General features: G+C 44.7%; 27 protein-coding genes. 13 read left to right on the top strand and 14 right to left on the bottom strand.

Features of this window, described 5'->3' with window-relative positions:
* Positions 1-19: 19 nt before the first annotated feature.
* Positions 20-814 carry a DUF4344 domain-containing metallopeptidase gene (locus tag R7093_RS05730; protein ID WP_005374451.1) on the bottom strand — a complete coding sequence of 265 codons (795 nt, stop codon included), beginning with the start codon at positions 812-814 and terminating at the stop codon, positions 20-22.
* Positions 815-1,676: 862 nt separating this feature from the next.
* Between R7093_RS05730 and gltS (R7093_RS05725) the strand changes: the two genes are divergently transcribed.
* A complete protein-coding gene (gene gltS, locus R7093_RS05725; protein ID WP_005374448.1) occupies positions 1,677-2,912 on the top strand; it encodes a sodium/glutamate symporter in 1,236 nt (411 codons plus the stop codon).
* Positions 2,913-3,012: 100 nt separating this feature from the next.
* Here the strand turns inward: gltS (R7093_RS05725) and R7093_RS05720 are convergent, their stop codons facing one another.
* Genes R7093_RS05720 through R7093_RS05710 form a run of 3 tightly spaced genes read right to left on the bottom strand, consistent with a single transcriptional unit; the run spans position 3,013 to position 5,068 of the window.
* Positions 3,013-3,843, bottom strand: a complete 831-nt coding sequence (locus R7093_RS05720; protein WP_047102488.1) for a membrane protein — start codon at positions 3,841-3,843, stop codon at positions 3,013-3,015.
* On the bottom strand, positions 3,843-4,700 hold the full coding sequence (locus R7093_RS05715) for an ABC transporter ATP-binding protein (protein WP_005383221.1): 858 nt from the start codon (positions 4,698-4,700) through the stop codon (positions 3,843-3,845). The genes R7093_RS05720 and R7093_RS05715 overlap by 1 nt, the downstream gene beginning before the upstream one ends.
* A complete protein-coding gene (locus R7093_RS05710; protein ID WP_005374444.1) occupies positions 4,697-5,068 on the bottom strand; it encodes a GntR family transcriptional regulator in 372 nt (123 codons plus the stop codon). The genes R7093_RS05715 and R7093_RS05710 overlap by 4 nt, the downstream gene beginning before the upstream one ends.
* Positions 5,069-5,481: 413 nt before the next feature.
* Here R7093_RS05710 and gltS (R7093_RS05705) point away from each other — a divergent pair, with 413 nt between their 5' ends.
* Both gltS (R7093_RS05705) and R7093_RS05700 read left to right on the top strand, forming a co-directional pair.
* Positions 5,482-6,708 carry a sodium/glutamate symporter gene (gene gltS / locus R7093_RS05705; RefSeq protein ID WP_017821044.1) on the top strand — a complete coding sequence of 409 codons (1,227 nt, stop codon included), beginning with the start codon at positions 5,482-5,484 and terminating at the stop codon, positions 6,706-6,708.
* A gap of 154 nt (positions 6,709-6,862) precedes the next feature.
* The gene (locus R7093_RS05700; RefSeq protein ID WP_005374442.1) at positions 6,863-7,729 is read left to right on the top strand and encodes a hypothetical protein; all 867 of its coding nucleotides are present in this window, start codon (positions 6,863-6,865) and stop codon (positions 7,727-7,729) included.
* 90 nt (positions 7,730-7,819) lie between these two features.
* Here the strand turns inward: R7093_RS05700 and nagB are convergent, their stop codons facing one another.
* Positions 7,820-8,620, bottom strand: a complete 801-nt coding sequence (gene nagB, locus R7093_RS05695; protein WP_005374441.1) for a glucosamine-6-phosphate deaminase — start codon at positions 8,618-8,620, stop codon at positions 7,820-7,822.
* 374 nt (positions 8,621-8,994) lie between these two features.
* On the opposite strand from nagB, the gene R7093_RS05690 reads away from it, so the two are divergent.
* Positions 8,995-9,246 (top strand): DUF3081 domain-containing protein, encoded by a 252-nt coding sequence (locus R7093_RS05690; protein ID WP_005374440.1) that lies wholly within the window; start codon positions 8,995-8,997, stop codon positions 9,244-9,246.
* Between the two features lie 147 nt (positions 9,247-9,393).
* Here the strand turns inward: R7093_RS05690 and R7093_RS05685 are convergent, their stop codons facing one another.
* Complete coding sequence (locus R7093_RS05685) at positions 9,394-9,747, bottom strand: DUF413 domain-containing protein (RefSeq protein WP_005374439.1); 354 nt, start codon at positions 9,745-9,747, stop codon at positions 9,394-9,396.
* Between the two features lie 149 nt (positions 9,748-9,896).
* On the opposite strand from R7093_RS05685, the gene R7093_RS05680 reads away from it, so the two are divergent.
* Positions 9,897-10,790 carry a LysR family transcriptional regulator gene (locus R7093_RS05680; protein WP_005374436.1) on the top strand — a complete coding sequence of 298 codons (894 nt, stop codon included), beginning with the start codon at positions 9,897-9,899 and terminating at the stop codon, positions 10,788-10,790.
* Positions 10,791-10,871: 81 nt separating this feature from the next.
* Here R7093_RS05680 and R7093_RS05675 read toward each other — a convergent pair whose 3' ends face one another.
* From R7093_RS05675 to R7093_RS05665, 3 genes are all read right to left on the bottom strand, one after another.
* A complete protein-coding gene (locus R7093_RS05675; RefSeq protein WP_047102489.1) occupies positions 10,872-11,567 on the bottom strand; it encodes a pirin family protein in 696 nt (231 codons plus the stop codon).
* 9 nt (positions 11,568-11,576) lie between these two features.
* On the bottom strand, positions 11,577-12,020 hold the full coding sequence (locus R7093_RS05670; protein ID WP_005374434.1) for a DoxX family protein: 444 nt from the start codon (positions 12,018-12,020) through the stop codon (positions 11,577-11,579).
* 325 nt (positions 12,021-12,345) lie between these two features.
* On the bottom strand, positions 12,346-12,549 hold the full coding sequence (locus tag R7093_RS05665) for a hypothetical protein (protein ID WP_017633816.1): 204 nt from the start codon (positions 12,547-12,549) through the stop codon (positions 12,346-12,348).
* A gap of 194 nt (positions 12,550-12,743) precedes the next feature.
* Here R7093_RS05665 and R7093_RS05660 point away from each other — a divergent pair, with 194 nt between their 5' ends.
* The 3 genes from R7093_RS05660 to R7093_RS05650 all read left to right on the top strand — a co-directional run bounded on the left by R7093_RS05660 (position 12,744) and on the right by R7093_RS05650 (position 15,509).
* Entirely contained in the window at positions 12,744-14,111 is a 1,368-nt protein-coding gene (locus R7093_RS05660) for an AlkA N-terminal domain-containing protein (protein WP_047102490.1), read from the top strand.
* Positions 14,108-14,590 carry a methylated-DNA--[protein]-cysteine S-methyltransferase gene (locus tag R7093_RS05655; RefSeq protein ID WP_005374431.1) on the top strand — a complete coding sequence of 161 codons (483 nt, stop codon included), beginning with the start codon at positions 14,108-14,110 and terminating at the stop codon, positions 14,588-14,590. Before R7093_RS05660 ends, R7093_RS05655 begins: the two co-directional genes overlap by 4 nt.
* Positions 14,591-14,690: 100 nt before the next feature.
* The gene (locus R7093_RS05650) at positions 14,691-15,509 is read left to right on the top strand and encodes a hypothetical protein (RefSeq protein ID WP_047102491.1); all 819 of its coding nucleotides are present in this window, start codon (positions 14,691-14,693) and stop codon (positions 15,507-15,509) included.
* Between the two features lie 72 nt (positions 15,510-15,581).
* Here the strand turns inward: R7093_RS05650 and R7093_RS05645 are convergent, their stop codons facing one another.
* Positions 15,582-16,190 (bottom strand): YitT family protein, encoded by a 609-nt coding sequence (locus tag R7093_RS05645; RefSeq protein ID WP_005374427.1) that lies wholly within the window; start codon positions 16,188-16,190, stop codon positions 15,582-15,584.
* Positions 16,191-16,391: 201 nt separating this feature from the next.
* Here R7093_RS05645 and R7093_RS05640 point away from each other — a divergent pair, with 201 nt between their 5' ends.
* On the top strand, positions 16,392-16,787 hold the full coding sequence (locus R7093_RS05640; protein WP_025768738.1) for a GFA family protein: 396 nt from the start codon (positions 16,392-16,394) through the stop codon (positions 16,785-16,787).
* Positions 16,788-16,824: 37 nt separating this feature from the next.
* On the opposite strand, the gene nhaD is transcribed toward R7093_RS05640, so the two are convergent.
* Positions 16,825-18,255, bottom strand: a complete 1,431-nt coding sequence (nhaD, locus tag R7093_RS05635) for a sodium:proton antiporter NhaD (RefSeq protein WP_017633821.1) — start codon at positions 18,253-18,255, stop codon at positions 16,825-16,827.
* 420 nt (positions 18,256-18,675) lie between these two features.
* Positions 18,676-19,701 carry an acyltransferase gene (locus R7093_RS05630; protein WP_017821037.1) on the bottom strand — a complete coding sequence of 342 codons (1,026 nt, stop codon included), beginning with the start codon at positions 19,699-19,701 and terminating at the stop codon, positions 18,676-18,678.
* A gap of 250 nt (positions 19,702-19,951) precedes the next feature.
* On the opposite strand from R7093_RS05630, the gene R7093_RS05625 reads away from it, so the two are divergent.
* Positions 19,952-20,542, top strand: a complete 591-nt coding sequence (locus R7093_RS05625; RefSeq protein WP_047102492.1) for a TetR/AcrR family transcriptional regulator — start codon at positions 19,952-19,954, stop codon at positions 20,540-20,542.
* A gap of 128 nt (positions 20,543-20,670) precedes the next feature.
* The gene (locus tag R7093_RS05620) at positions 20,671-21,528 is read left to right on the top strand and encodes an alpha/beta hydrolase (protein WP_047102493.1); all 858 of its coding nucleotides are present in this window, start codon (positions 20,671-20,673) and stop codon (positions 21,526-21,528) included.
* Positions 21,529-21,696: 168 nt separating this feature from the next.
* On the opposite strand, the gene R7093_RS05615 is transcribed toward R7093_RS05620, so the two are convergent.
* Both R7093_RS05615 and R7093_RS05610 read right to left on the bottom strand, forming a co-directional pair.
* Positions 21,697-24,243: a glycosyl hydrolase family 18 protein gene (locus tag R7093_RS05615; RefSeq protein ID WP_318146550.1), complete on the bottom strand. Its 2,547-nt coding sequence runs from the start codon at positions 24,241-24,243 to the stop codon at positions 21,697-21,699.
* 369 nt (positions 24,244-24,612) lie between these two features.
* Entirely contained in the window at positions 24,613-25,116 is a 504-nt protein-coding gene (locus R7093_RS05610; RefSeq protein ID WP_005374408.1) for a DUF2850 domain-containing protein, read from the bottom strand.
* A gap of 328 nt (positions 25,117-25,444) precedes the next feature.
* Between R7093_RS05610 and R7093_RS05605 the strand changes: the two genes are divergently transcribed.
* Both R7093_RS05605 and R7093_RS05600 read left to right on the top strand, forming a co-directional pair.
* Positions 25,445-25,729 (top strand): pyrimidine/purine nucleoside phosphorylase, encoded by a 285-nt coding sequence (locus R7093_RS05605; protein ID WP_005383244.1) that lies wholly within the window; start codon positions 25,445-25,447, stop codon positions 25,727-25,729.
* Between the two features lie 132 nt (positions 25,730-25,861).
* On the top strand, positions 25,862-26,143 hold the full coding sequence (locus R7093_RS05600; protein WP_005374405.1) for a hypothetical protein: 282 nt from the start codon (positions 25,862-25,864) through the stop codon (positions 26,141-26,143).
* Positions 26,144-26,146: the final 3 nt, after the last annotated feature.

The following is a 26,146-nucleotide window of genomic DNA, read 5'->3' as shown; positions in this document are numbered from 1 at the left end:
TCTTCTTGTTTGAGATTTTCTAATCGCTTTTACGTGGCGAATTTTCTTTTGGTTCATTGTTTTGCAAGTAATGCAGCCAATTGTCGCGAATGTTGCCGTAATTGAATTGGCAGAACTCTTTGCGATCACGCAGGTAGTCTTTTTCTACTTCATCGAGTAAGGCTTTGTATTGCTCAGGATCACTACCGTACACCAGACATAACGTTGAAAAGTAACGCTGCAAATCAAAGCTGTGTTCGTCAATGTACTCGCCAAAATCGTAGTAGTCCGGTCTGTCGTCGGATTCGAATGCGAACATGTCGGCGGCGCTAATGGCCATATCTGCGCCATCTTCTAGGAAGTCAATCATTAAAATGGTGGCAAAATTATCGACCGCATCTTCTTCTTTTCCGAGAACAGGGATGCTTTGATCTTCGATGTAAGCATGCCCAGCTTCATGAAGTAAAGTGTGCAATAACGTATCTAGCGCCCCTGTTTTTGGGGATTTTCCGAAGCGTTCTTCATACTGATTATTGGAGAAGTAATTGAGCGACTCCAAATAAAAAGTGTAAGGAACGTATATTGTGTGTGTATCAGGGTCATACATTGGACCATCTTCTCCGCCGTAAACCAGCGTGAGAGCTTTATCAAATGGAAAGTAGACCTGAGATAGCTCAACAAAGATGGTGTTTACATCGCTGCTTTGAATCGATTGTTGGGCGATTTTTTCATGAGTTGTCTCTACGGGAGAATATTGAATACGAATGCTTTCAGCTGCTGTAGCTGATGAGACGACGCTGAGTAATAGCGCAGGGCAAAGCGAATGAATGTTCATGTGGGACTCTTGTTATTGAATAACTTGTATAAAAAATTATACATGTTTTTGTCTGATGCATAGTTGGGGTTGTACTCATTAGCCAAAGTCGGGGCATCGGTCTCGAAAAGCAATCATGATAACATCGCATATTTCGGCGGCTTGGTTCTCTAGGGCGTTTATCAAGACCTCTTGGATAAGAACGGCGGTGAAGTTATTGGCTATGCATCGTTTTCTAAGAAGCTTACTGAGTAACTGTGCTTCGATCTTTATCTGTGAAAATGATAATAGGCAGTTAATCATTGCAAGGTTTAACCATGGGGTTGGTGAATGTCACTGAATTGAAGAAAATTATCAGCGATATGTTATAATCCTGCTCCGTTGTGACGAAAACGTTTGTTGCAGCCTGAGAGTTTCCTTGGATTCGGCTCGTTTATACACCATGAGCCAGAGTTGAAAAGCTACGACAGGAACAGGCAAACCCAATTGTTTTGAACGCGCTCTCGGCGTTTAACGGTTACAACGGGAAGGAACTTTGTTTGATAGTAATTGACACATTCTGTTTAAGTAAGGGAGCCCGAAGTGGTTCAGAAAGTGTCACCCAGAATTTACTCACAACACAACACCCCAAGCGATAACGCACAGGTATTGCGAGGGGCCATTTGAAGGAGCTGTATCAGCTCCTTTCACATTTAAGGGCTTGCTAACAGCGTAAAAACTGACACATCGCTTAAGGAGCGCCCCTTAAACTAGCCTAAGGCGCATCTACACCAACTTTTTGAGTATTTTCGAAACAATAAAGCGAGAAAATTTGCTATTGAACGAAGGTTAAACTAACACTCATTCATTACGGAGAATGAAGAGAACAATAATAAGAGGCGATATGAATCATTTAATATCTGTAGGTGCACTGGAGTCCTTCTTGGTCGCAATTAGTGTGCTTTTCCTGGGGCATTTTATTAATGCTAAGCTACCGATTTTAAAGAAATTCAACATACCTGAGCCGATTGTAGGTGGTCTTATTGTAGCCTGCATGATTACTGCTCTTCATTTCAACGGCATCGATTTAGAGTTCGACTTGCCATTACAAAATACGTTTATGTTAATGTTTTTTGCGACAGTTGGTTTGGCCGCAAATTACACTCAGTTGATGAAAGGAGGTGCGAAGGTTTTTATCTTCTTAGCTGTCGCATCGTTTTACATCATCATACAAAACGGCGTTGGCGTTTCACTTGCGGCGGCGCTCGGTTTAGATCCTTTGATGGGGTTAATTGCTGGCTCGATTACTCTGTCAGGTGGTCATGGTACAGGTGCTGCGTGGTCACAAACCTTTCAAGACGTGTATGGATTGGATAACGTCTTAGAAATTGCAATGGCATCAGCGACTTTTGGTTTGATCATCGGCGGTATCATTGGTAGCCCTGTAGCGCAGCGTCTGGTGGAAAAGAACAGCATAGAGTCTGAGTATGGTCGTGGTGGTCGAGATGCCAAAACTCACGAGAAATTCCCGGAGTTGGTGACTTACAATGAATACGAAGAAGATAAAGTAACGGCGAAAAAAGTTGTGGAGAAACTCTTCTTCCTACTGATCTGTGTTACTGGGGCCAAGTATGTCGAGCAATGGGTAAGCACGTATGAAATCTCATGGCTGATGATTCCAGACTTCGTATATGCGCTATTCATTGGTGTGATCATTACGAATTTCTTGGAAGTGACCAAGATTCGTAAGTTAGATGCCGAAACGGTCGATATGTTAGGTACGGTATCGCTATCTCTGTTCCTAGCGATGGCTCTGATGAGCTTGAAGTTATGGAATATCTTTGATCTAGCGATTCCATTCTTGGTTATTTTAGCTGTGCAGTCTGTCGTCTTAGCTATCTTTACGTACTATGTTACGTTCAAAGTGATGGGAAGCAACTACGATGCTGCGGTTATTGCAGGGGGGCACTGCGGTTTTGGCTTGGGTGCAACCCCAACAGCCGTAATGAACATGGGTTCAATCGTTAACCGATTTGGCCCGTCGCCACAAGCATTTATGGTGGTGCCAATTGTGGGCGCTTTCTTTATCGACATCGTCAACTTAATTATCTTGCAAGGCTACATTTCATTCCTTGGTTAAAGTTAAGTGGATGAGCTCCTAGAGGCGAAATAAAAACGGTCACAACACTGGTTGTGACCGTTTTTTTATGACTTGGTTTGGTCGTTTATTGAACGAAGCATTATTGGATAGTTCGGCTGAACTTGAGGCTAGCTGTCCAACCAAGAATACCAATGAAGGCGTAAATGCCAACGTTTAACCAACCCGCTTGAGGAATGGCATTGAATGGGTTTGGTGTAATAATGGCGTGCAGCGGAAGGTAAAGCACTTCGGAGAAAAACTGATCTAGCCCGTAGAAACCAAAAAGTGCGATAGGCATCCAACGCAGCGCATAAATGGCGATAAACAAAATGACCAGTGGTGAGTTCACTTTTTGTGAAATAGCCATCGCAGTTAATGCCAGCGGTAACAGCAGAATACCGGCGAAAAACATTCTGATTAAAAACTCTCCCCAATGCAGCAGCACGTAACCTAACGAGACTTGGCGGTACAATAAAGCCAATTGGTGATCAGTAGAGATGTTCAGCAACCACAACATTAAATTTGCAGCGAGTACGAGCACCGAGCAGACGAGCGGAATCACCAATAAGCCAAATCCTAGCTTCACTAAATGGGTTTTTATGTCACTGACAGGCATACTGCGCCAAAACATAATGCTGCCTTCCGCCCGTTCTTTGCGTAGCGTTCTTGGGAAGTACTGAACGGCTAACAAGATAGACAGCAGCCCTGCTCCTCCGGTTATCAACGTATTGACATCATCACCAAGCTCTTTGTGAATGTCACTGACATCGCCACCAAAGCTCATTTGGAAAAACATATTGTGTTGTAGAGTGTCGTTACTCATTAAACTCACAAAGAGAATAACTCCACACGCCAACACAAACAGTGGAATACGTAAAACAAGAGGGTTTTCTAACCACTCTTTTTGCAACATCGCGACAACTGAACGCATTACGCTGCCTCCTTCTGCAATGCTAAAAATAAATCCGCTAACTTCACCCCATGGATGGAGCCCATTGTTTCTGCTTGTTGGGCATACTGGGCTTTGAGTAACCATTTCGTTGAACCGAGGCCTTTTTGTGACGAGAGTGGGTTCATCGCTTCAATTTGTGTGCGGTGCTCGTCGTTGGCTTCAAGAATGAAATAGTCTTCACTGATACTGTCCATCGAGGTTTGCAGAACGGGGCGACCATGCTTAAGAATCAGAACATCTGTCAGCAAGTGCTCAATCTCTGATACTTCATGACTGGCGATGATCAACACGCGCTCGCCGTCGTGAAACCATTCCAATAAGTGACGATAAAACGTCTCGCGATACACGAGATCTAACCCGAGTGTCGGTTCATCCAATATGAGGATTTGGGTGTTGGTCGCGATCACAATCGCGAGGTGTAATTGCACCTTCATCCCTTTGGATAAAGATTTGATACGCGCACGAGGTTTGATGTCCGTTTGACGAAGTAGCGTATCTGCTTGGGCGCGATTGAACCCTGGATGCACGCCCTCGGTATAGTTAAGCAGTTGAGCAACGGTCATCCAATCTGGCAGAACGTTGACATCCGAGATGTAGGATAAGCTCTGCATTATCTTGTCGCGTTGCATAATAGGTTCAAATCCGTTGATACGAATAGTGCCCTGATATTCATGTGCACCGAGTAGGGCATTAATAAGCGTTGATTTACCTGCGCCATTATGGCCGAGTAAGCCAAGTACTTGTCCTGCATGTAGGTCGAAACTCACTTCATGCAGTGCTTCTCCTTGTTGCTGATATTGCTTGGAGACGTTGTTTACACTGACTAATGCGCTCATTGGTCACCTTTCAAGTGTGGTTTTAGTTGTTGAATGAATTCGTCGAGTGACATATCCAGACGCTGTATTGTGTCGGCTATCTGCGGAATTTGTTGCTGAAGAAAACGTGCCTTCTCGTCTGCGAGTAATTTGAGCTTTGCTCCTGAAGCGACAAACATACCTTGACCGCGTTTTTTCTCCACTAGCCCGTCATCAACAAGCAATTGATAGCCTTTCATAACGGTGAGGTGGTTAATTTTCATATCTGCAGAGATGCTACGGACGGAGGGCAGAGCATCGCCTTCTTGCCAGACACCTTGCAGTATTTGCTGTGTGATCTGGTCTGCCAACTGTCGAAATATCGGTTGGCGATCATGCCAATTAGTCATGAGTGAATCTCTTGGTTGAGATGGTGTTATATATATGTATAACACCTAGTGCATTAGAGAGAAAGTAATAATTTAAAACCTAGTGTATCCGCCTGTCTCATTCGCTCTAAATATCCACCTATGTGGTCGTTGTTTTGAGGTTTTGTTTTATATGGAAATTAATTGCTTCTCATAAGTTGAGAAGTGTTGTTTTTCTCTTCCCATCAATACACTTATCGCCTGTTTTAAATGAATATTCTCACTGAATGATAATTAACATAATTTTAGGTCTGCTTATTTCTTACTTGATGAGAATTGATGGTCAAAGAGGCCTAGAAAACAAAAGTTTCGAGAGGCAATCTGACTGGCTTAGGCACCTATCTCACGTTGAGCTCGTGCTCAATGAATGAGAAAGAGTAGAGTAAAGAGGTCTCATGAATCAGGTAATATCTATCGGCCCACAGGAGTCGTTCCTCGTCGCAATTTGCGTGTTGTTTTTAGGGCAGTTCATCAATACCAAGTTACCAACCTTAAAAAAATTTAATATTCCAGAGCCAATTGTTGGTGGTCTAGTGGTCGCTTGCGTAATCACGACGATGCACTTAAATGGTGTGGATGTCTCCTTTGATTTACCACTGCAAAACGTCTTTATGCTGATGTTTTTTGCAACCGTTGGCTTAGCGGCAAATTACACCCAACTGATTAAAGGCGGTGCGAAGGTTTTCATCTTCCTAGTTGTGGCATCGGTCTACATTCTTATCCAAAATGCGGTCGGCGTGTCCTTAGCAACAGCGTTGGGGTTAGATCCACTCATGGGGTTGATCGCCGGATCCATTACGCTTTCTGGCGGACATGGAACTGGAGCTGCGTGGTCGCAAACTTTTCAAGAAATGTATGGTTTGCATAATGTTCTAGAGGTGGCAATGGCTTCTGCTACATTTGGCTTGGTGATGGGCGGGATTATTGGCAGCCCTGTTGCACAAAAGCTACTAAACAAACACAACTTGGAATCGGAATACGGACGCACCAATCAAAGTCATCAGAGTTTCCCTGAACTGGTGACGTACAACGAACATGAGGAAGATCGTGTCACAGCGAAAAGAGTCGTTGAAAGCTTGTCCATCATTCTACTTTGCGTGACAGGCGCGAAGTATCTCGAGAGTTGGGTAAGCAGTTTTGACATCAAGTGGTTAATGATTCCCGATTTTGTTTATGCGCTGTTTATTGGTGTTGTTATCACTAACATCATGGAAGTGACGAAGGCGCGCAAGGCTGATTTAGAAACCGTTGATATTCTTGGCACGGTTGCACTATCTCTATTTCTTGCCATGGCCTTGATGAGTTTGAAATTGTGGAATATTTTCGATCTTGCGATCCCATTCCTTATTATTCTTGCTATTCAGTCGGCAGTGTTGGCGATGTTCACTTACTACGTAACATTCCGCATGATGGGAGGCAACTACGATGCGGCGGTGATCGCTAGCGGACACTGCGGTTTTGGGTTAGGTGCTACACCGACTGCGGTCATGAATATGGGCTCCATCGTGAGTCGATATGGTCCATCACCACAAGCATTTATGGTGGTTCCAATTGTCGGTGCATTCTTCATCGACATTGTGAATTTAGTGATTTTGCAAGGATGCATCGCTTTTATTAAATAACATTCGCTTTTTTACCGAAATAACAAAGCCAGCACCTATACGCTGGCTTTGCTATTTGTAACACGAAATCTTGTTTGCCTGACTTCAAGCCGTGAAATCAATGCGTTACTATGACGACATAGTGTTCAATTTTGCAGCAGCATGAGGTACCCACATGTCTGAAAAAATATCGACGTCGGCATTAGCGAAAATGCGCAAGGTAGAAGCTAAGCTGCTGTTTGCCGATCTCAAACGTGCAGGCTACATCGTTCGCCAAGATGAAAAGTGGATTTTGACCGAAGAAGGGGCAAAGTTTGGCGGTGAGTATGTGGATCACCCTAAATTTGGCCAGTTCATCGTTTGGCCGACCAACTTACATATTGAGCTGACTCCCAGCTCAGGGAAAACATTGAGCGCGACACAACTGGGTGAAAAGCTGAAATTGAATGCGAAGCGCATGAACCAGCTTTTGAGTGAACTGGGTTGGTTGACCAAATCCGAAGAGGGATGGAGTGTCACAGAAGCTGGTGTGCGCGCTGGTGGGCAGCAAAGAACCGATAAAGAAACACAAAATACCTTTGTCGTATGGCACGATGTGGTGCTGCGTAACAAGCGTCTTAAGCAGTCTGTCATTGAGTTTTTAGGGCAAGACGCGGAGTCACATTCTACGGATAAATCGTACTCAAGCTTTCGCCAAAAATTTGAAGCCAAGCACCGAACATTAGATGGGCATTACGTGCGCTCTAAGGGGGAGTTGCTCATCGACAACTGGCTGTACTTGGCTGGTGTTGTGCACGCTTATGAGCGTCAGTTGCCGATTGACCAAGATGTCACTAGCGATTTTTACTTGCCAGGTGGCAAAGTCTATTTGCAATTTTGGGGAAGTGACGATGGGGAGATGGCTCAGGCCGACCGTGAGACCATTCGTACTGTTTATGAGCAGCATCATTTCAATCTTATCGAAGTCGAACCGAGTGAACTAGACAAGTTGGATGAAGTGCTTCCTAAGCGTCTTCGTCAGTTTGGTATTAAAGCTTATTGACGACTTAAGCCCGCTGTTCAGATAAGAAAAAACCCGTGTTCAACACGGGTTTTGTATTTTTAGTGTGTTTCTAGGCTGCCATCCTATGGGTTAAAAGCCTTTGATGTTTTCTGCTTCTAGCTCAGAGAAGTACTTCACTGTCTTCACTTTCAGTTCTTGTTGAGCTGGTTCGTCGCATACGATCACCGCTTTAGGGTGAAGTTGAAGAGCAGAAACTGTCCATAGGTGGTTTACACAACCTTCCACGGCTGCTTCAAGTGCCTGAGCTTTGTTATGACCAGTGACCAAGATCATCACTTCTTCTGAGTCTAGAAGCGTACCAACACCGATAGTCAGCGCGTATTTAGGCACTTGGTTGATATCGCCGTCAAAGAAGCGAGAGTTCGCAATGCGAGTGTCTTCAGTGAGGGTCTTGATGCGAGTACGAGAAGAAAGAGATGACGCTGGCTCGTTGAACGCGATGTGACCGTCGTTACCCACGCCGCCCATGAACAGGTTGATCTTGCCGTAAGACTTAATTTTGTCTTCGTAACGCTTACATTCTGCGTCGTGATCGTCTGTGTTACCGTTCAGTAGGTTGATATTTTCTTCTTGAATATCAATGTGATTAAAGAAGTTGTTGTACATGAACGAACGGTAAGATTCTGGGTGATCCGCAGGGATGCCAATGTACTCATCCATGTTAAAAGTCACGACGTTTTTGAAGCTGACTTCGCCGGCTTGGTAAAGCTCGATTAGGGCTTTGTAGGTTGCTAGAGGAGTGCCACCAGTTGGTAGACCCAGAACGAATGGACGCTCAGCAGTAGGTTTAAAGTCGTTGATACGCTTAGCGATATGCGCAGCTGCCCACTTACCTACTTGTGCTGCTCGAGTTAACGGGATAAGTCTCATTTTGTGCCCCTAGTTATTGGAATTGACGATGTACTGAAACATTAATTCGCATTATAAAATAAGTAATGGCGAACTGCTATTGTTTTAGGTCAAAATTTTGCTTTTTCTTTAACCAATGTTGGTTTTGTCGACGATTTTTATATCTAAATGCTTTTATAAGACGATTTTTTACAAAGAAATTGCATTATGAAACTGACGAATCAATAGATAAAATTTATGATCTAAATTAAGTTCTGCCTTCGCACTTAACCTTGTTTTTTAACAACCTACAGAGTGCGAAATCGCACACGAACTTCAAATATTATGGGTTAGATATGGCATGGCGCTCATTCTTTAACCATAATTGAAATGTGTAAACCAGTGAGGAATTCGGTATGAAAAATGAGTTAGATCCGAGCAAAGTACTACAGGCTTACGAATGTGTGATGAACAACGGTACGCCAACCGAATTTGGTAAAATGTATGAAGGTGTAGAAGCGTTTTCTGACTACGATGGGTACAACGTTTTCTTGAGAGGGAATGGTGTTGAGCTAAAAATTGGCTTCCACAACACCTATCACTTGGAATATGACCAAGAGCATTTGAAAGAGAGCTTTCTGAAAAAGATTGCGACGCTCGCCAAGTAAACGGTCATCACCCAAATATTAAAAAAGCCCTTGGGAGAATGCCCCCTTGGGCTTTAGGAGAAGAAATGAGCTTGTCTTGCTCGCTCAGTAAAGTCAAACGAGCTTTCGCCTACTGCTAGAAAAAGGCGAGAACTAGGTTATTGGTTATTAATCGTCTTCAACCAAACTCTCTTCAATGTATTCTTCTGTGGCGTCAGGCTTGTTACGACCATTTAGCGTATGGAAGCGCTTGCGACCACGAGCAAGTTGGGTGTACTTTAGCCACGTACGCTCAAGTTTTGTTTTTGCTTTGCCCGGGTTTTCTAACACCTTGATGAAGTGTTTCTCTTCGCTGTTTTCAGGTGTTAATTCGCCTGACTCTAAGCCAAGCATTGTATCCCCATAAATTGTTAGGATTTCCTCTTCTGAAAGAGTAAAATCGCCAGACTTTGCAAAGCCGCGTGGGAATTTTACGTTATCGTAAAAACGTTTTTTGCCATGACGGAATTCAGTGTCAGACATGTCAACAGCCTCTGTAACCGTTATTGATGAATGTAGTGAACTTACGGCGAAAATTAGGCTTAAATCTAACAAAAGAAAAACAAAACTTTTTTGTCGTCATGATTTTAATTAGTTGTTAATCTGGTTTTATATTAACCAGGAGATGGTTTATGGATGTAAAAGTCTTTCGAACATTTTTAGAGCTGGCAAGAGTTCGTCACTTTGGACGTGCTGCTGAGAACCTTTATATTACCCAAGCCGCTGTGAGCGCACGTATCAAACAATTGGAAAGTTACTTCGATACGCAATTGTTTATTCGTGATCGAAATAACATAAAGTTGACCTCTGCAGGTGAGCGCTTAATCAGCTATGCCGAGGTAATGGTCACTACATTGCAACAAGCGAAGCTAGAATTATCGCTTGAAGATGGCAAAGCGCTGCAACTAACGTTAGGTGGCACGCCAAACATTTGGGACGCTTATTTACAGAATTGTTTAAGTGTCGTCACAGATTCGTTTGGTGGTTATGGCTTCATGGCAGAAGTGATGGGACGTGAGATGCTCAGTCGTAGCTTGCTAGAGCGCACGTTAGATATGGCATTTGCGTTCGATCAGATCAAAGCTGATGAGCTTAACTGTAAAAAAGTGGCAGATGTTGTTCTCGTTCTGGTATCAACTGAGAAAGATTCTTTAGACACCGTTTTCGAAAACAAATATGTGTACGTTGACTGGGGGACGCGTTTCTCCTCAGAGCATTCTGAACGTCACCCTAAGATTCCGGCTCCATATTTACGCACTTCAACAGCGCGTATCGCATTGGACTTTATTTTAGAGAAGGGTGGAGCCGCGTACTTACCAATCTCTCTCGTGGAGCCATTTATCGCTAATGGGCAGCTTCACAAGGTGTCTGGAGTAGAAGATTGGTGTCGCCCTATCTATTTGAGCTATCGTAAAGCTAGCTCGTCTGTAGACGCGATTAAGCAAGTGGAAGAAATTGTCAAAGAGATCGATCCACTGACCGCTTACAGTTTTCAGCAAATTGGTTCTGGCACTTCCGACGAATAGCGTTGAATGAAAAGTCAGAAAAACGAAAAAGCCGCCTTGAGAAATCAAGGCGGCTTTGTTTTTATCTCGATGAATCGATAGTTATGGTAAGTCAAACAACAGGGCTGTTGTGCTTTCGTTTGATGTATTGCGCAAAACAACCTTACTTTGGTGTTCAATCTTCGCGCCGTCGCCAGCCGTCAAAGTGGTATTGTCGACACTAAGGCTGCCTGTCACTTGATGGATGAATAGATTTCGGCCCGACTCAATCTCAAAGTTTAGTTCGCTACTTGGCTCAAGAATTAACTGATGCAAAGTCGCATCTTGCTTAATAAGTAGCGTGCCGTTTTCTCCAGTTGGAGTTGCGATAGTCGTTAACCCAGGATTGCGCCCAAAATCTTTTTGCTGATAACCTGGTTTGGTTCCAAATGCGTTTGGTTGAATCCAAATCTGTAGAAACCGCAGCGTATCTTGGTTCGACGCATTGTACTCACTGTGGTAAATCCCTTTCCCTGCCGACATGAGTTGGAATTCACCTGCAGGTAGTGTTTTGACGTTACCTTCACTGTCTTTGTGTGCGATAACACCTTCCAACACATAGCTGATGATCTCCATATCACGGTGGCCATGTGTATCAAAACCCGCGCCAGGCTTGACTACATCGTCATTAATGACTCTCAGCTCAGAAAAGCCCATATGTTGAGGATCGTAGTAGCTACCAAAAGAAAACGTATGTTTGCTATCAAGCCAGCCAAAGTTTGCTCGACCTCGGTCTGCTGCATGTCTTACCGTAATCATAAGGCCTCCTTAAGAGAGCTTTTTGTTTAAAAAGTTATCTAACGCTGCTTTACCTGCGCCAGAGAACGCCAGAGAAACGCTTGCTGCCAGTAATGCTAAGCCAAACTCGTAACCGTTGTTTGCCATGAACAGGCCATTTTCAAAGTGGACAGAGAATATCGCTACCACCATCGTGAACGCCAAAGCAACCGCTGCTGGTCGAGTTAGCAGACCAAGTAAAATGAACAAGCCGCCAAAGAACTCTGCGCTGCCCGCAAGTAACGCCATGAGCACGCCAGGACCTAAACCGATAGATGCCATCCACTGACCTGTGCCTTCTAGCCCGTAGCCACCAAACCAGCCAAATAGTTTTTGTGCGCCGTGCGCCATAAAGATAATGCCGATTGGAACGCGAAGTGATAGTGCGCTGTAACCTGCGTTTGACGTGGTAATTTTCTGTAATAGTGCTTTCATGATTCTGTCCTCTGACTCTTTTCAATGAGTGGGAAGCGTGTGCTCCCGTGCTGTTGAGAACAGTTTAGGTAGAGGCGAACATAAAAATAACGGGAGGATTTTGATAAACTCGTTCTAAAAAATTGAATAGTTGGTTTTTATTTATTTAAATCAATGCCTTGATTTTTATATTCGAGTGTTTATTTGCAGATTATTGTCTGTTTTAAATCAAGGTCTGTCATTATTTTCGATAAACATTTTTTCTGTTAAACAAAAAAAGAGCACATGTACTGTGCTCTATTGCTTTCGCTTTTAACAAGGGAGAAAGGTGTGTTAAAGAAAACCGTCAGAGGTTCATTAAGCTCTCTAATGACTCCTCTACATTGTTGTAGTGATAAGTTCGAATATTACGTCCATCCGTCGCATTAATCTGAATTTCTGAGATCTCGTTATCTGAGTCTCGTTCGATAATTCCAATAGAATGATCTACGGATTTACTGGTAATAACCTTTTGGTTTCTTAATACAATTACGCAAGTATGTAAGTCCATGCCAATTCCCTTTAGCCGACGTTGTTGTGATGTTCTGGATCTAACTTTAGTGTACAAAAGCGCTAATGCCAATAAATCTCAATATTGAGTTCCGAAAATGGCTAATTGTGGGCGCTTAAGCAAGCTACAATAACACTATATTGAACGATGCCTATGAACAATAAATGACAAAAGGCATGAGCAAGGAAAGCACTATGTTTATTCACCCCCATACCTCACTGACCTTCGAGCAGTGTCACAAGGCGCGAGTCGCGCGAGACAGTCGTTTTGATGGGCGATTTTATGTGGCGGTAAAAACAACGGGAATCTTTTGTCGTCCGATTTGCCCGGCAAATTTGCCTAAAGAAGAAAATGTTGAGTATTTCGCTGATAAGACGCAAGCCCTTCAAGCAGGGTATCGTCCGTGTTTACGCTGTCGACCTGATAGCGCGCCTGGATCTTGGGCATGGAAAGGTGTCGAGACGACCTTTCAACGAGCGATTTCGTTAATTGATAGAGGGGAGTTGCATCACCATTCGGTGTCTGAGTTGGCTGAGCGTGTTGGGATTTCTGACCGTTACTTACGTATGTTGTTTGAGCAGTATTTAGGTATGTCACCCAAGCAGTATGCGCAATATCAGCAACTAATGTTCGCCAAACAGTTGCTTCACTCCAGCTCTATGTCGGTCACCGACGTGGGGTTTGCATCAGGTTTTAACAGTACGCGCCGCTTTAACGATGCTTTTCAAAAGTTTCTCAAACTAACGCCTTCTCAAGTACGCCGTAAAGAGTTTGATGGTGCGGGTTGCAATCGAATTGCCTTACCTTATCGAGGTGAGTTGAATTGGTCGCACATGTTGGACTTCTATCGTTTGCGAGCGGTTGAGGGGGTTGAGCTAGTGAGTGATGAGAGTTATCAGCGCAACGTTTTTTTGGATAACAGCAAAGCCTGGTTTAAAGCGACAAAAGGTGAAGGATACTTAGAACTGGCGTTTGAAATTGAAGACGTAACGAAGCTGCAAAACTTGGTGTCTGACATTCGTCGTATGTTCGATCTTGACGCTGATATTTGTACTGTTGAGCAGCATTTGGAGTATGTCGCGCCTGGGCTCGTGTCGAGTAAAGGTATTCGTATTCCTGGTGTATGGAATGCATGGGAAGCAGGGGTTAGAGCGATTTTAGGCCAGCAGGTGTCGGTTAAAGCGGCGATTGGTCAACTTAACTTATTGGTGGCCACACTTAGCGGAGAGTCAGAAAAACGTTTTTTCCCGACTCCCAGTGATATTGCGAACTCCGACGTGAGCTTTTTGCGCATGCCGCAAAGCCGTAAAGAGACGCTAGTGCGCTTCGCCCAGTTTATGCAGGACAACTCAGAATCTGACCCCCAGCAGTGGCTAACTTTGAAAGGCATTGGACCTTGGACCGTCAGTTATGCTCAACTGCGAGGGCAATCTCAACCCGATTGCTTTCTAGATAAAGACTTAGTGGTGAAAAAGGCGATGCAGCGTTACCCATCACTGAATACGCACACTGCGGCCCCTTGGGGAAGCTACGCGACGTTTCACTTATGGAATCAATCATGAAAACATTTTATACCGAAATGCCGAGTCCACTAGGAACGGTGACTATCCAATCGAACGCTGAGGGCTTACTTGGCATTTGGTTTGAAACATGCACCACTAAGCCGAGTGAGCTGGGGGTGCGAGACGAGCAGCATCCGGTCTTGCGCCAAGCTGTCACCCAACTGGATGAATACTTTGCTGGTCTGCGCAACGAATTCGACTTGCCCCTTGCAGCGACAGGCACTGATTTTCAAAATCAAGTTTGGCAGGCACTAACGACCATTCCATATGGGGAAACGTGGAGCTATCAAGATCTCGCGAATGCGATAGGTAACCCTAAAGCTGTGCGTGCTGTTGGGTTAGCAAACGGGAAGAATCCGATTTCTATCGTGGTACCTTGTCATCGTGTTATTGGCAAAAGCGGAAAACTGACTGGGTATGCAGGTGGAGTGGAGCGCAAACAACGTTTGCTCGCGCTGGAGCAAGGTACACCGCTTTAAGTGAGGCGATTCTCATATTGGGATTAAGCGTGCTACACAGGGGTAACGATAGTGTAGAGTTTCATATTCGTTATACGAATAGAAAAAGGACAATAAGGACATGCCTTTCAAAACGGATTTTGATGCCTTCATGAGTGAGTGTTGGCAGCATCACGAGGAAAATCCCGAACAAATTTATACTCAGCTAGAAACGGCTCTGAGCGAGGTGGAAGACGTTACCCAAATCGAGCGAATATTCGCATTGATGCTGCATACCGCTATTGGGCACCTCCAGTGCCCAGAACAGTTTCTTACTTGTTTAGATCACTTTAATGAACGCAAGGTTGCCGAGAGTTTGGCATTTCAACGCAGTATTGCCGTTGCGCGCTATTTCGTAGATGGCACTGACAATATGGAATTATTGGAAGAGCAAGAACAACGCCGAGTTTACGCTTTGATTTCGAATGAACTTTCTGCACTTGTTCAGCTTGAACTGGCGAGTCAATGGTTGGTGAAGGCAGCGTTAGGAATGACGCCGAACGATGCAGAAGGGCCATTAGCGCGCGCTATCGCGATCACTGCAAACAACTTAGCATGTCAGTACGAAGCGCTGGCTGAGCGCACGTGCATGGAAAAATCGAAGATGTTAGAAGCAGCGACACTCGCGCTAGACTATTGGAAAGTGGCAGGGGGTTGGATGCAAGAAGAGCGCGCAGAGTATCGCTTAGCGATGAGCTTGCTTAAAGCAGATAAACCGCAAGAAGCCAAAGTGCATGCTGAGCGCTGTGAGGCTATTTGTCAGCAAAATGGTAGCGACGCGTTTGAGCTGTTCCACGCACATGACTTATTGATGCAAGTACACTTCCATCTTAGCCAGAAATATAAAGCTAAATTGGATGAAGAGATGCAGCTGCACTGCAAAACGAGCTCGTTGACGTGATCTTAGCGTTGAATGAAAAAAGCCCCGAGCGACTGGCTGGGGGCTTTAGGGTTGTTGACTATGCAGCGATGATTATGCTGCTTGCGCTTTTGCTTGGTATCGTCCTGGTTTATGGTTCATCGCCAAAATCAAGTTCGTTGCGATGGCACCTAGAACAGATAGAGCGATAAGGTGCACATCTACAATGAACAGTGACATCACCACGATGGCACAATCTAACGCCATTTGAACTTTACCCGCTCGAACTCCAAAACGTTCCTGAAGGTACAACGCTAGAATGTTAAAGCCACCCAAACTCATTTTGTGACGGAAAATTACCAACATACCGATTCCAATCAGCCCACCACCCAAAAGTGCCGCATAGAAAGGTTCGATTCGTGAAATCTCAATCACATGATGCAGATGATCGACCGCAAAAGAGACAATCGAAACCGCAATAAAGGTATTGATAGTGAAGCGCCAACCCATGCGCATCACAGATAAAATATAAAAAGGGAGGTTAAGAGCGAAAAATATCTGACCAAAACTGAAGTCACTCACTTTGGTTAGGAAGATCGCCAAACCAGCCGTACCGCCAGTGAGCAATCCTACTTTGCTAAAAAATATCACCCCAAGTGACACCAACGCACTGCCGAGCGTCAGAGCCAAGAGGTTCTCTCTTAGGCTATGATCTTTGTCCATAAATTAATTTCCTTGGTTTAAAAACCGCGCCGGAGATAACACGTCTCACGGACGCGATAGACAGTCGCCAAAATAGCAACTAACAAATCGGCCAATAAAATGTCGCGAAAAGTGATGGATGTCGAGTTTTTGGACGAGATTATGATGATATTAACCTGTTTAACATAATGTACACAGATAGAAAAACAACAAGGAAAAGTTATGATTAAGAAAGTTGGCAACACCCAAATCAGCACATTACATCGACTGAGTTGTCACTGTGGAAAAGTTGAGCTGGAACTGGCGTTACCCAATGGTATTGAGAAGCCGAGACGGTGTGACTGTTCTATGTGTCGACGTCGTGGCGCGATTGTCGCGTCTGTACCTTTGAACGGTATTCGTATTGTGCAAGGCGAAGACGTCTTGAAGCAGTATCAATTTAATACACACACTGCGAAGCACTTTTTCTGTGGCGAGTGCGGTATTTATACGCACCATCAGCGTCGTTCTGACCCGAGTGAGTATGGCTATAATGTCGGCTGCTTAGAGGGCGTCAACCCATATGAGTTGGGAGCGATTGAAGTGATGGATGGCGTTAACCATCCATCTGACCGCTAGGTTATATTGCGATTTAAGTGCCTGATTATCGGTGCTTTTAAGTAAATAAGCCGCTATTCATCCACAAGTGTACCGCAATACTGGCGGCATAACCCAAGGCGATGACGGGAGCCCACTTTAGGTGGCCAAAGAAGGTGTATTGTCCACGCGCAGCTCCCATTAAAGCGACGCCTGCCGCGGAGCCAATGGAAAGCAAACTGCCCCCGACACCTGCGGTTAATGTGACCAGTAGCCAGTTGCCCATCGACATGCTTGGTTCCATGGTCAGTACAGCAAACATAACCGGAATGTTATCAACGATTGCAGATAGGACACCAACCATCACGTTTGCCCAGACTGGGTTCCATTGCGTGTACATGACGTTTGAAACCAGTTCGAGGTAGCCAAGTAAACTTAAACCGCCAACACACATCACAACACCGTAGAAGAACAACAAGGTGTCCCATTCGGCTCGAGACACACGATGAAACACATCAAACGGAACCACTGAGCCTAAGCGCTTCAATGCCTGATCATCGCCATTGGCAATTGCCATAGCTGCTTTTTTTGCGAGTGAGTGTTTAAGAGTTTGACGCAAAAAATATCCGAAAAACTGTAAGTACGCCAAGCCCATCATCATGCCCATAACGGGTGGGAAGTGCAGCAAGGCGTGGAAAGAGACCGCAGTGGCAATAGTCAGAATGAATAATGCGACAATACGCCTTGCCCCGCGTTTTAGCTCAACGTGTTGGTGAATCGTATTCGGTTTTGTGTTTGGAACAAACAGTGACATCAAAAACGCGGGAACCAAGTAGTTCACCAATGACGGTACAAACAACGGAATGAACTCAGCAAAGCTGACATGACCAGCTTGCCACACCATCAGGGTTGTAATATCCCCAAATGGGCTGAATGCACCGCCAGCGTTGGCTGCGATAACAATGTTGATACAAGCAAGATTGACGAACTTAGGATTATCACCAGAGACTTTCATCACTACAGCGCACATCAAAAGGGCCGTAGTTAAGTTATCGGCAATCGGTGAAATGACAAAAGCGAGAAACCCCGTCAGCCAGAACAACTTTTTGAATCCAAAACCTTTACCAACCATCCACGCCTGTAAGGCATCGAAGAGTTTGCGTTCTTCCATTGCGTTGATGTAAGTCATCGCCACGAGCAAAAACAGCAGCAACTCGGCATATTCCAACAAGTTGTGTTCTAGTGCGGATTTGGCGATTTCAGGCTGGTTGTGCTGAGCAAAGGTGTAGCCAATCAGAATCCAAATTAACCCTGCAGCGAGCAGCACTGGCTTGGATTTTCTCATTTTCAGATACTCTTCCAACATAACCAGTATGTAAGCGATCGAAAAGATAATCAGAGCCGCGTAACCGACACCAGAATTAACAAGATTCAGTTCATTGGTTGATGCAGCAAAGGTGGCGCTAGAGAACAACAAACAGCAGAAAGCCACAATTGGATAGATTGGCATAGACATTTCTCCTTTGTCTGGTTGGAGAAATATTAGCCACAAATGAATGAGTTAGTTGTGAGAGAGCTCGAATTAACAGTAGGAGTTAGGAAATGATAGTGTGCGCCACTATTTTCTGAGTGACGCAATGCTTGCTGCGCCGAATAAAACCGCAGCGGCATATAAACCGTAAGTTAACCAGTGACTAATCTCTAAAAAAGGAACGAGTCCTTGACCTGCCCACATACAGCCTCCGTTTAATGAGCAATGTTGTAATAGTCGAGCCAATTTAAAGGAAATGAACAATGTTTTTTGTGAGTGAAAGCAAATTCTGAAGGATTAGAAAGTCAAAAATTGGTCAGTGAGAGAGAAATCTCATTTTTAACTGGCTAGCTCTAACCCTTTTGAGTTAAAGCTAGCTATATCTAGAGCTGAATGCATTTAGCGTAGGAGCCATTTTTTCAACGGTGAAGCGTCGATTGCTTTCACAAGCAGTATGGTTGCAACAATTGTTGCAGGATAAATAAACACATCTTTCGCGAGGTGTTGCAGCCCGATAAATCCAGCGACATTCATCATGACAATTATGATAAGCAGATGGCTAACATATATTCCTAACACGCTAGGAGATAGTTTGAAGACCCAAGGCATGTCGCCAAAATGAGGGTGAGCCAAAAGCCACATAAAGACACCTACAGCCCAGATAACGGTACCGAATAGGAAGTCGTGCGAGTTGAAAGCGACGTCATGTTGCATCAGCCAGTAAGCTTCACCAAAATGCAGTGCCATGCCAAGAATAATGCATCGAACCGTATTGTTTCTCGACCACCGCCACTGCGCTTCTCGTGCGAAATAACCTAGAGCAACTAGCAACGTGCTGAAAAAAGGCCCGTTACGAGTAAAGAAAGGCGCTGGCAGGTCGGTAATGAGCGCGTAACTGCCAGCAAAGACCCCGTATATGTATAGCAATACTGCAGTTGGCAGTATCAGTTGCACCATATTGATATGCACGAGAAAGGCAATTAACGCTACGGCAATGACCAGAGCCGGAATAAACCACAGATGAACGAGTCCGCCTTCGATGAGTGAATTGATCGGGGTTGACATTAAGTACCCCCAATAACCTTGCCTTTCGGCGAGATACCCTGCCTCAGCGACCGTCTGCCATTGGAATGGCATCAGTAAACTGATCATGCTCCAAATGAGCCAAACCTTCATTAACGGTTTGGCGTAGTTCTTAAGAGTATCGATAGGTGAATGACTCAACTTCGGCTGGATTAGATAACCCGAGATGAGAAAGAACAGCGGAACAGCAAAACGAGCCAGTTGGTTGAGCATATAGCCAACCCATGGTATCCCATCCCACTGCCAGTACGTCAGTGCCATCTGGCAATGCAAACCCACAATCGCAAGCATTGCAATGATACGTGCAAACTCTAAGCTGGCTATTTTTTGTTTCTTTGCCATTACATTGTTTACCTAAATAAAAAACTTAGGTGAAAATAGCAGGTTGTTGTTGAAGTAATACGTGAAAAAGTCAACAGACTTGCGCTTACATTGAAGCTGTTTCGAAAATTAAGACTTACTTCAAACTTCTTAATTATTAACCTATTAACGCAATCAATACCTGATTCGTGAGTCGAAAATAGCACTGAATAATGGTTAGACCAGTTAACTCTAGATTGCAAAAAAGAACGATCGTGCTAAAAATAAGATTATGCAAAAAGGAAAAGTGACAAAAGAGTTTATTCTGCAGCGGGCTTTTGAGATCGCCAGCGAAGACGGATTAGAAAGTCTTACGATTGGAGAGTTAGCCAAGCAATGCGGTATGTCGAAAAGTGGTCTGTTTGCCCACTTTAATTCGAAGTTGAATTTACAGCTATCGGTGCTTGATCACGCCAATAAAGTGTTCGCTGATCGGGTTATTGAGCCTGCTCGAGAACTCGGGGATGGCAATATCGAGCGTAAAATTCGAGGGTTGCTCGACTCTTGGATGACTTGGAATCACGCATTCCAAGGAAGTTGTATGTTTCTTGACGCTTGGAATGATACGGCAGATAAAGATTGCCCGCTTCAGGCCGGACTGCGTAAATCCATAGACACTTGGCTGAGCTATTTGGAGATCCAAATAACGAAAGGCAAAGAGAAGCAAGAATTTGCAGCAGACTTAGATACACGCCAAGCAACGTTTGATTTGTACGGTCTCTATTTGAGTGCGCATGTTTTTTACTCAATTAAAGGTGAGCAAGAAAGCTTGCGTCTGTTTTGGCAAGGGATCGACAACTTATTTTCTCGCTGGAAAGGCTAATATCGGTTATTCGCTTCCCTGATTCGTAGACATAAAATCACAAAGAGCGGCTGAGTTCGCTCTTTCTTATCAGTATAAAAAGCACGACCGTTCTATTTTGTGCAAAGCTGATAGTTAAGGACATGATTATGAGTGAAAAAATTTACTTTAATACATCGCAACGTTTCAGTATTAAGCGCAGTTTGGTGAACATGAGTACTCGGTTACACCATACACTGGCCCCGTCACATGCAAAGAAGACCGCGCGCAAGCTTCTTCTGACACCTGCTCGTACGCAACCTAAAAATATTGAACCTCAAGGGCTTATCAAAGGTGAAATTAAAGGGCATGCAGGCATCATCAAAACCTATACTTTGGGCTCTGGACCTATTTGGGTGCTAACTCATGGTTGGTCTGGCACGGCAAGTCAGTTTTATCCACTGATGGAACATATTGCGTCGAAAGGGTTTACTGCTTTGGCGTACGATCACCCGGCACATGGTGAGAGTGAGGGGAAGTATGGGCACATTCCGGGGTTTGTCAGAGGATTAGAAGATGTGTTGGATACGGTCGAGGATATTGTTGGCCTAGTTGGGCACAGCATGGGCACCGCTTCTGCTCTTGAGTGTAGGCACAGCAAATTAGAAAACAAGCCTTTGCTGCTTATTGCTCCGGTATTAAATTACGTAGAGAACTTATTCGGTAGCATTGCACGTTCCGGTTACTCGATGAAGCTTTTTAATGCTGTGGTTTCAGAAGTTGAAGACCAATTTGGTTATCCGTTACAGTCCATTGATCCGATGAAGCGTTTGTCTGAGCGTCCGTCTCACACCATTATTATTCATGATGAGCAAGACAAGTTCACCAAATACAGTGTCTCGGCAAAAGCGGCTGAAGAGATTAAAAACGTTGAGTTAGTGACAACACAAGGTCAGGGGCATGGTCGAGTGATGAAGTGTGAGCAAGTCTTCAGTAGTTTTGACCGTTTGCTCGATAGTGCTTGGTAACCCTTACTTTTACTGATTGACTCGCTTCGTTTTGCGCTAATTCGATTTGAAAGTAACACCTCAGATTTTTTCGTCTCTGGTGTTGCTCTTCTCGTTAAGAGGTTAAATCCAAAAAGGACAGCCGAAGCTGTCCTTTGTTTATTTAGCAGAAAGTCTGCAAGGCTGAAATTAGTTACAGTTAGCTACGCCAACTTCTTTCCAAACGCCCCATTCGCCAGATTGGCTAGGATCGTCACCCTGAGTCCACCATTTCGCTTCCCACGTTTTACCTGCGTGAGTCACTTGGTTACCACCTGTGTACACTGCGCTCGCATCCCATGCGTTGTCACAATTACCAGGGTTCGGATCGGTTGTGTGCTGTGCAACAACCACTGTCGCGCTTGCCGATGAAGACGCTTTACCGTCGCTCACACTTACAGTGAAGCTTAAGCTTGTGTCTTGCGGGTATTCCGCAGCAGTGAACGTGACTTTAGAGCCTTCAACCGTTGCATTCAGACCTTGAGGTAGAGTCCAGTTGAATGTCAGGGTATCGTTGTCTGCATCGCTAGACGCAGATGCATCTACAACCACAACGTCACCAGCGTTTGCTGTTGCTGGAGCAACAACTTGCGCTACTGGTGCGTTGTTCACTGGGTCAACAACACCTGCTGGTTTCACTGTTACTACAACGAGGTCAGATGCCGTTGCACCTTCGTTATCAGACACCGTCAGCTTGAAAGTTAATTGCTCTTCAACAGTAACTTCTGCTGCATCAAAGCTTGCTTTCGCTGAGTTTGCACCTGTTAGTACCACTGCTGTGCCAGATACTTGTTCCCAAGCGTAGCTTGCGATGGTGCCGTCAGAGTCTTTTGACAGGCTGCCATCTAGAATCACATTTGCAGGACCTGTTACCGATTGATCTGCGCCAGCGGCTGCGGTTGGCTTACGGTTTGGTTGAGGAACCACACCACCAGCCATACCTTCGTGCATCGCGTTTAGAATGTCACCGTTATCCGCGTCAATTTCCCAAGAGAATAGACCAGCAAGACCAAGAGACTTCGCGTAGCTACCTTTTGCTAGCACTGAACGGTGGTCATCAAATGTGATCAACTCGCCCGTAGTACGGTTCCATACCCATGGTGCTTCTGCTTGTGCATCGTAGCCGTACTCGAAGCCGTTAATGCCAGTGTTGTTTGCACCTAACATGAATGACTTAATGCCTTTGTAGTCAATTACGCCATCTTCCCAAACACCTTGTGCTGTGCTGCCCTTCAGTTTACCTGTAGCAGTACCTGTCATTGGGTCGTTTGGATCGGTTAGCGTATCTGGAGTTACGCCTTCCCAGCCACGACCGTACATTGCTGTACCTAGTACTAGCTTGTTCGCAGGAACGCCTTGAGCAAGAAGAAGTTGGATGCCGTTATCTGCTGTGTAAGCAGGACCTTTGTACGGTTCGCCGTTCTCATCAACGCCACTACCGTCACACTGACCAGGACGCATGAATGAACCACAGTAAAGCGCAGTCTGGTGACCAGGAACGTTATTCCAACCGCCGTAGAAGTCGTAAGTCATTGCGAAGATGTAATCCATGTACTGAACTGCATCTGCGTAGTCTACGTCTTCAATCTTGTCGTAACCGACACCGATAGCGGACGTTAGCTCGTAAGTACGGCCTGTCTCAGCTTCTAATTCATCAAGCATTACGCGCAGTTCACGCATCAGTGCGATGTATGCTGGGCCATCGTTTACAGGGTCGCCCTTATCGGCTGCTGCACCGCCGCCGCCAGGGAATTCCCAGTCGATATCAACACCGTCGTAGAATTTCCAAGTTTTCAGGAACTTCTTAACTGATGCGACGAATGTGTCACGGTTTTTCTTGTCCACGAAATCGAAGAATGGGTCAGACAGTGTCCAACCACCGATCGATGGGATGATTTTTAGATCAGGGTTACGTTGTTTCAATGCCATTAGCATTGCGTAGTTACCCTTGATAGGCGTGCTGTATTCATGACCAGCTTGTGGGAAGCTCTTCTGATAAGCAGCCCAAGGGTCATGGATAACGACTTCATAATCAGGCACACCTGTACAAGCAGTTTGTAGCGCGTTGAAACTGTTGCCGCCAACAGACTTCACAGACTCATTTGGGCCACAAATTGGGATAAAACCGTAAAGGATGTGAGTCAAGTTGTCGACCGGCATATTATCGACGGTGTAGTCACGGCCATAGATGCCCCATTCAACAAAATACGTACCCATCACGACGCTTGGATCGGTATTGTAGGTTTTGTTGTTTGGATCAACATTCATCGTTAGTGGCTTCAGGTGAGAACCATCGGTATCTGCAATTGTGATTTCAGCTGGTGCGCTTTTCGCACAACCTGTCGCATCACATGCTTCGATTTCCATTTGGTATAAGCCACCTTGGCCGTATTCAAACGAAGCTGTTGTTTGGCTACCAGTGATAGGGCCGCTTGCTACTTTTACACCATCAAAATAGACGTTGTAAGTGTCACCAGGTGTGCCACTCCACTGGTTAAATTTAACAGTGATCTTCGCTTGCTCATGGTATTTCACCATGTCGTAGTAGCCTGACGTGGTTTCCATCGCGAGTTCAATTTTAGAAAACTGAAGGTTGTTGGAACCGTACATATCGACACTTGGTGCGGTTGGAGCCGCAACTGCAGCACCTGATAGCGCTAAAGCAACTCCAGCTGCACATAGGTTAAATCGAATCATAACTTCTCTCTCAATCCTTGGATTCATGTTCTACCTAGAACATAGGCTGCTCTTGCACCAGATAAGATGATTGGATTTACTCCACGTGCAAAAGCATCACACTCAGCATTTCAGAGAGTTTTTTTTCGTCAAAAAAAATTAAGACGGTTTTCGAGGCACTTGAGAGAACTTAACTAAAACTCGCACTCTGTTACACAGAAAGTGTCAGACTGAGTCAATAATTTATAAAATCTCAGCAGAAACTAAAATTATTGTTTACTCAGTAACGAGTTAGTTAAATGCGATGAAGGCCTTATTTTGTTGTTTATTAAGGCTTTGTTTCATTGATATAGAAAGAGAATTGAAAGGAAAAATAGCCGTGAAGACATACTAGTCACGGCTGAAGTGTTCACTCAACGCGGCACGACGTTTAGAGGCTGCGCCGGTTTCTGAGCCCTGAACGGTATGCTCAAATCCTTTACGAATGAATCGCTGATCTGGAATAAGAGGCTCAATACGGCGTATTTGAGGTGAAAGATGAGAGCCTGAGATCTGATACGCGGTCTTTCCTAATCCGGTATTCAACGTGATGACCTTGCCATCGAATTCAAATTCCGTCGTAATAAGTCGATGGTTTCGGTATACCCCATCTTCAGTGAAAACGAGACGTTCTGTTTGGTAGGGTGGCGCGCCAATCTCAATCCATTCGCCGTACACCTTTTCCGGATCAATGTGGTCTTGATAGGAGAGGTGGATTTGATAGCCAAAAAACGTCAACAGACCCATCCCGAAGCAGACAAATGTACTCTTGAGGATTTTGGATTGGTGGCGAGCCAAAAATGAAAGTTTTGGTTCTTGTCGTGCTTTTCGCCTTCGGCGAGTCGAGTCCGTCATAGATCTAATTTTCTCCACTTTTTTAACATGGTGGAAACCTTCCTTTTTAAAAACAAACAATCCCGCCATTGAGACGACGAAACTATGATCTAATGTCCACTTTTACATTCAGATACACATCTTATTGATGGTTTTGTTGTTTGCTCACATTCATTACTTCGCAGTTTTTCTTGCTCGGTTTAGGTCGCCTGATTAATCCTCGTGAAAAGAGGTTCTCGCTCAGTAGCAAAGGATGTGCGTTATTACGTTGAGTTTAATGGCTTTCAAAGCTTGAGTAACGGAAAGAAACAAGGTAAAAAAGAGCGGACTTTTGATAAGGAAACCAATAATGAATATTAAGGAAAATAGCTATTTTGCTGGTAGTGTAAAATCACTGGGCTTTAACCAGAAAGATCAGGATGTTAGCGTTGGTGTGATGCTTCCTGGTGAGTACACGTTTGGTACTCAAGCACCAGAGCGTATGACGGTTGTAAAAGGTGCGCTTGTGGTCAAGCGTGTTGGCGAGAGCGATTGGACGACTTATCAAAGTGGTGAGTTTTTTGAAGTGGAAGGTAATTCTTCATTTGAGCTTCAAGTGAAAGAAGCGACTGCGTATTTATGTGAGTACTTCTAGCGTTCATTTGTTGCTCGTCATAAAACCACCTTCGGGTGGTTTTTTCGTCTATGTGCTTCACTTATAACGCATCTTTTTGGTTATTTGGGTATATACTTAATAAAAATGTACCCATCGACCAGGGAGGAAGTGATGGCAGTACAACGCAAGCATTCTGATCTCCCTCCTCGTTACGAGGACAAAGATCTCACCAATGAGCAAAGACAGCGCTTTACCGAAGTTGCCAATGCCGCTCATAAGAGACGTGAATTTTATCGACGTGCTCTAGGAAAGAGCTTAATGGGCAAAATGAAGGGCCGTGCGTTTAAAGATCACCCCACTCGTCAGCAAGACAAGCCGAACAGAACGTTGCAAGTAGTGTGGTTAATCGTATTCCTCGTTGTGGGGCTTTGGGTGATGCATGTGTTCGCTTAGTCA

The sequence above is a fragment of the Vibrio sp. 1580 genome, from assembly GCF_033340055.1.
The sequence above is the reverse complement of the archived record's forward strand: the minus strand, read 5'-3'. Positions and strand labels throughout refer to the sequence as shown.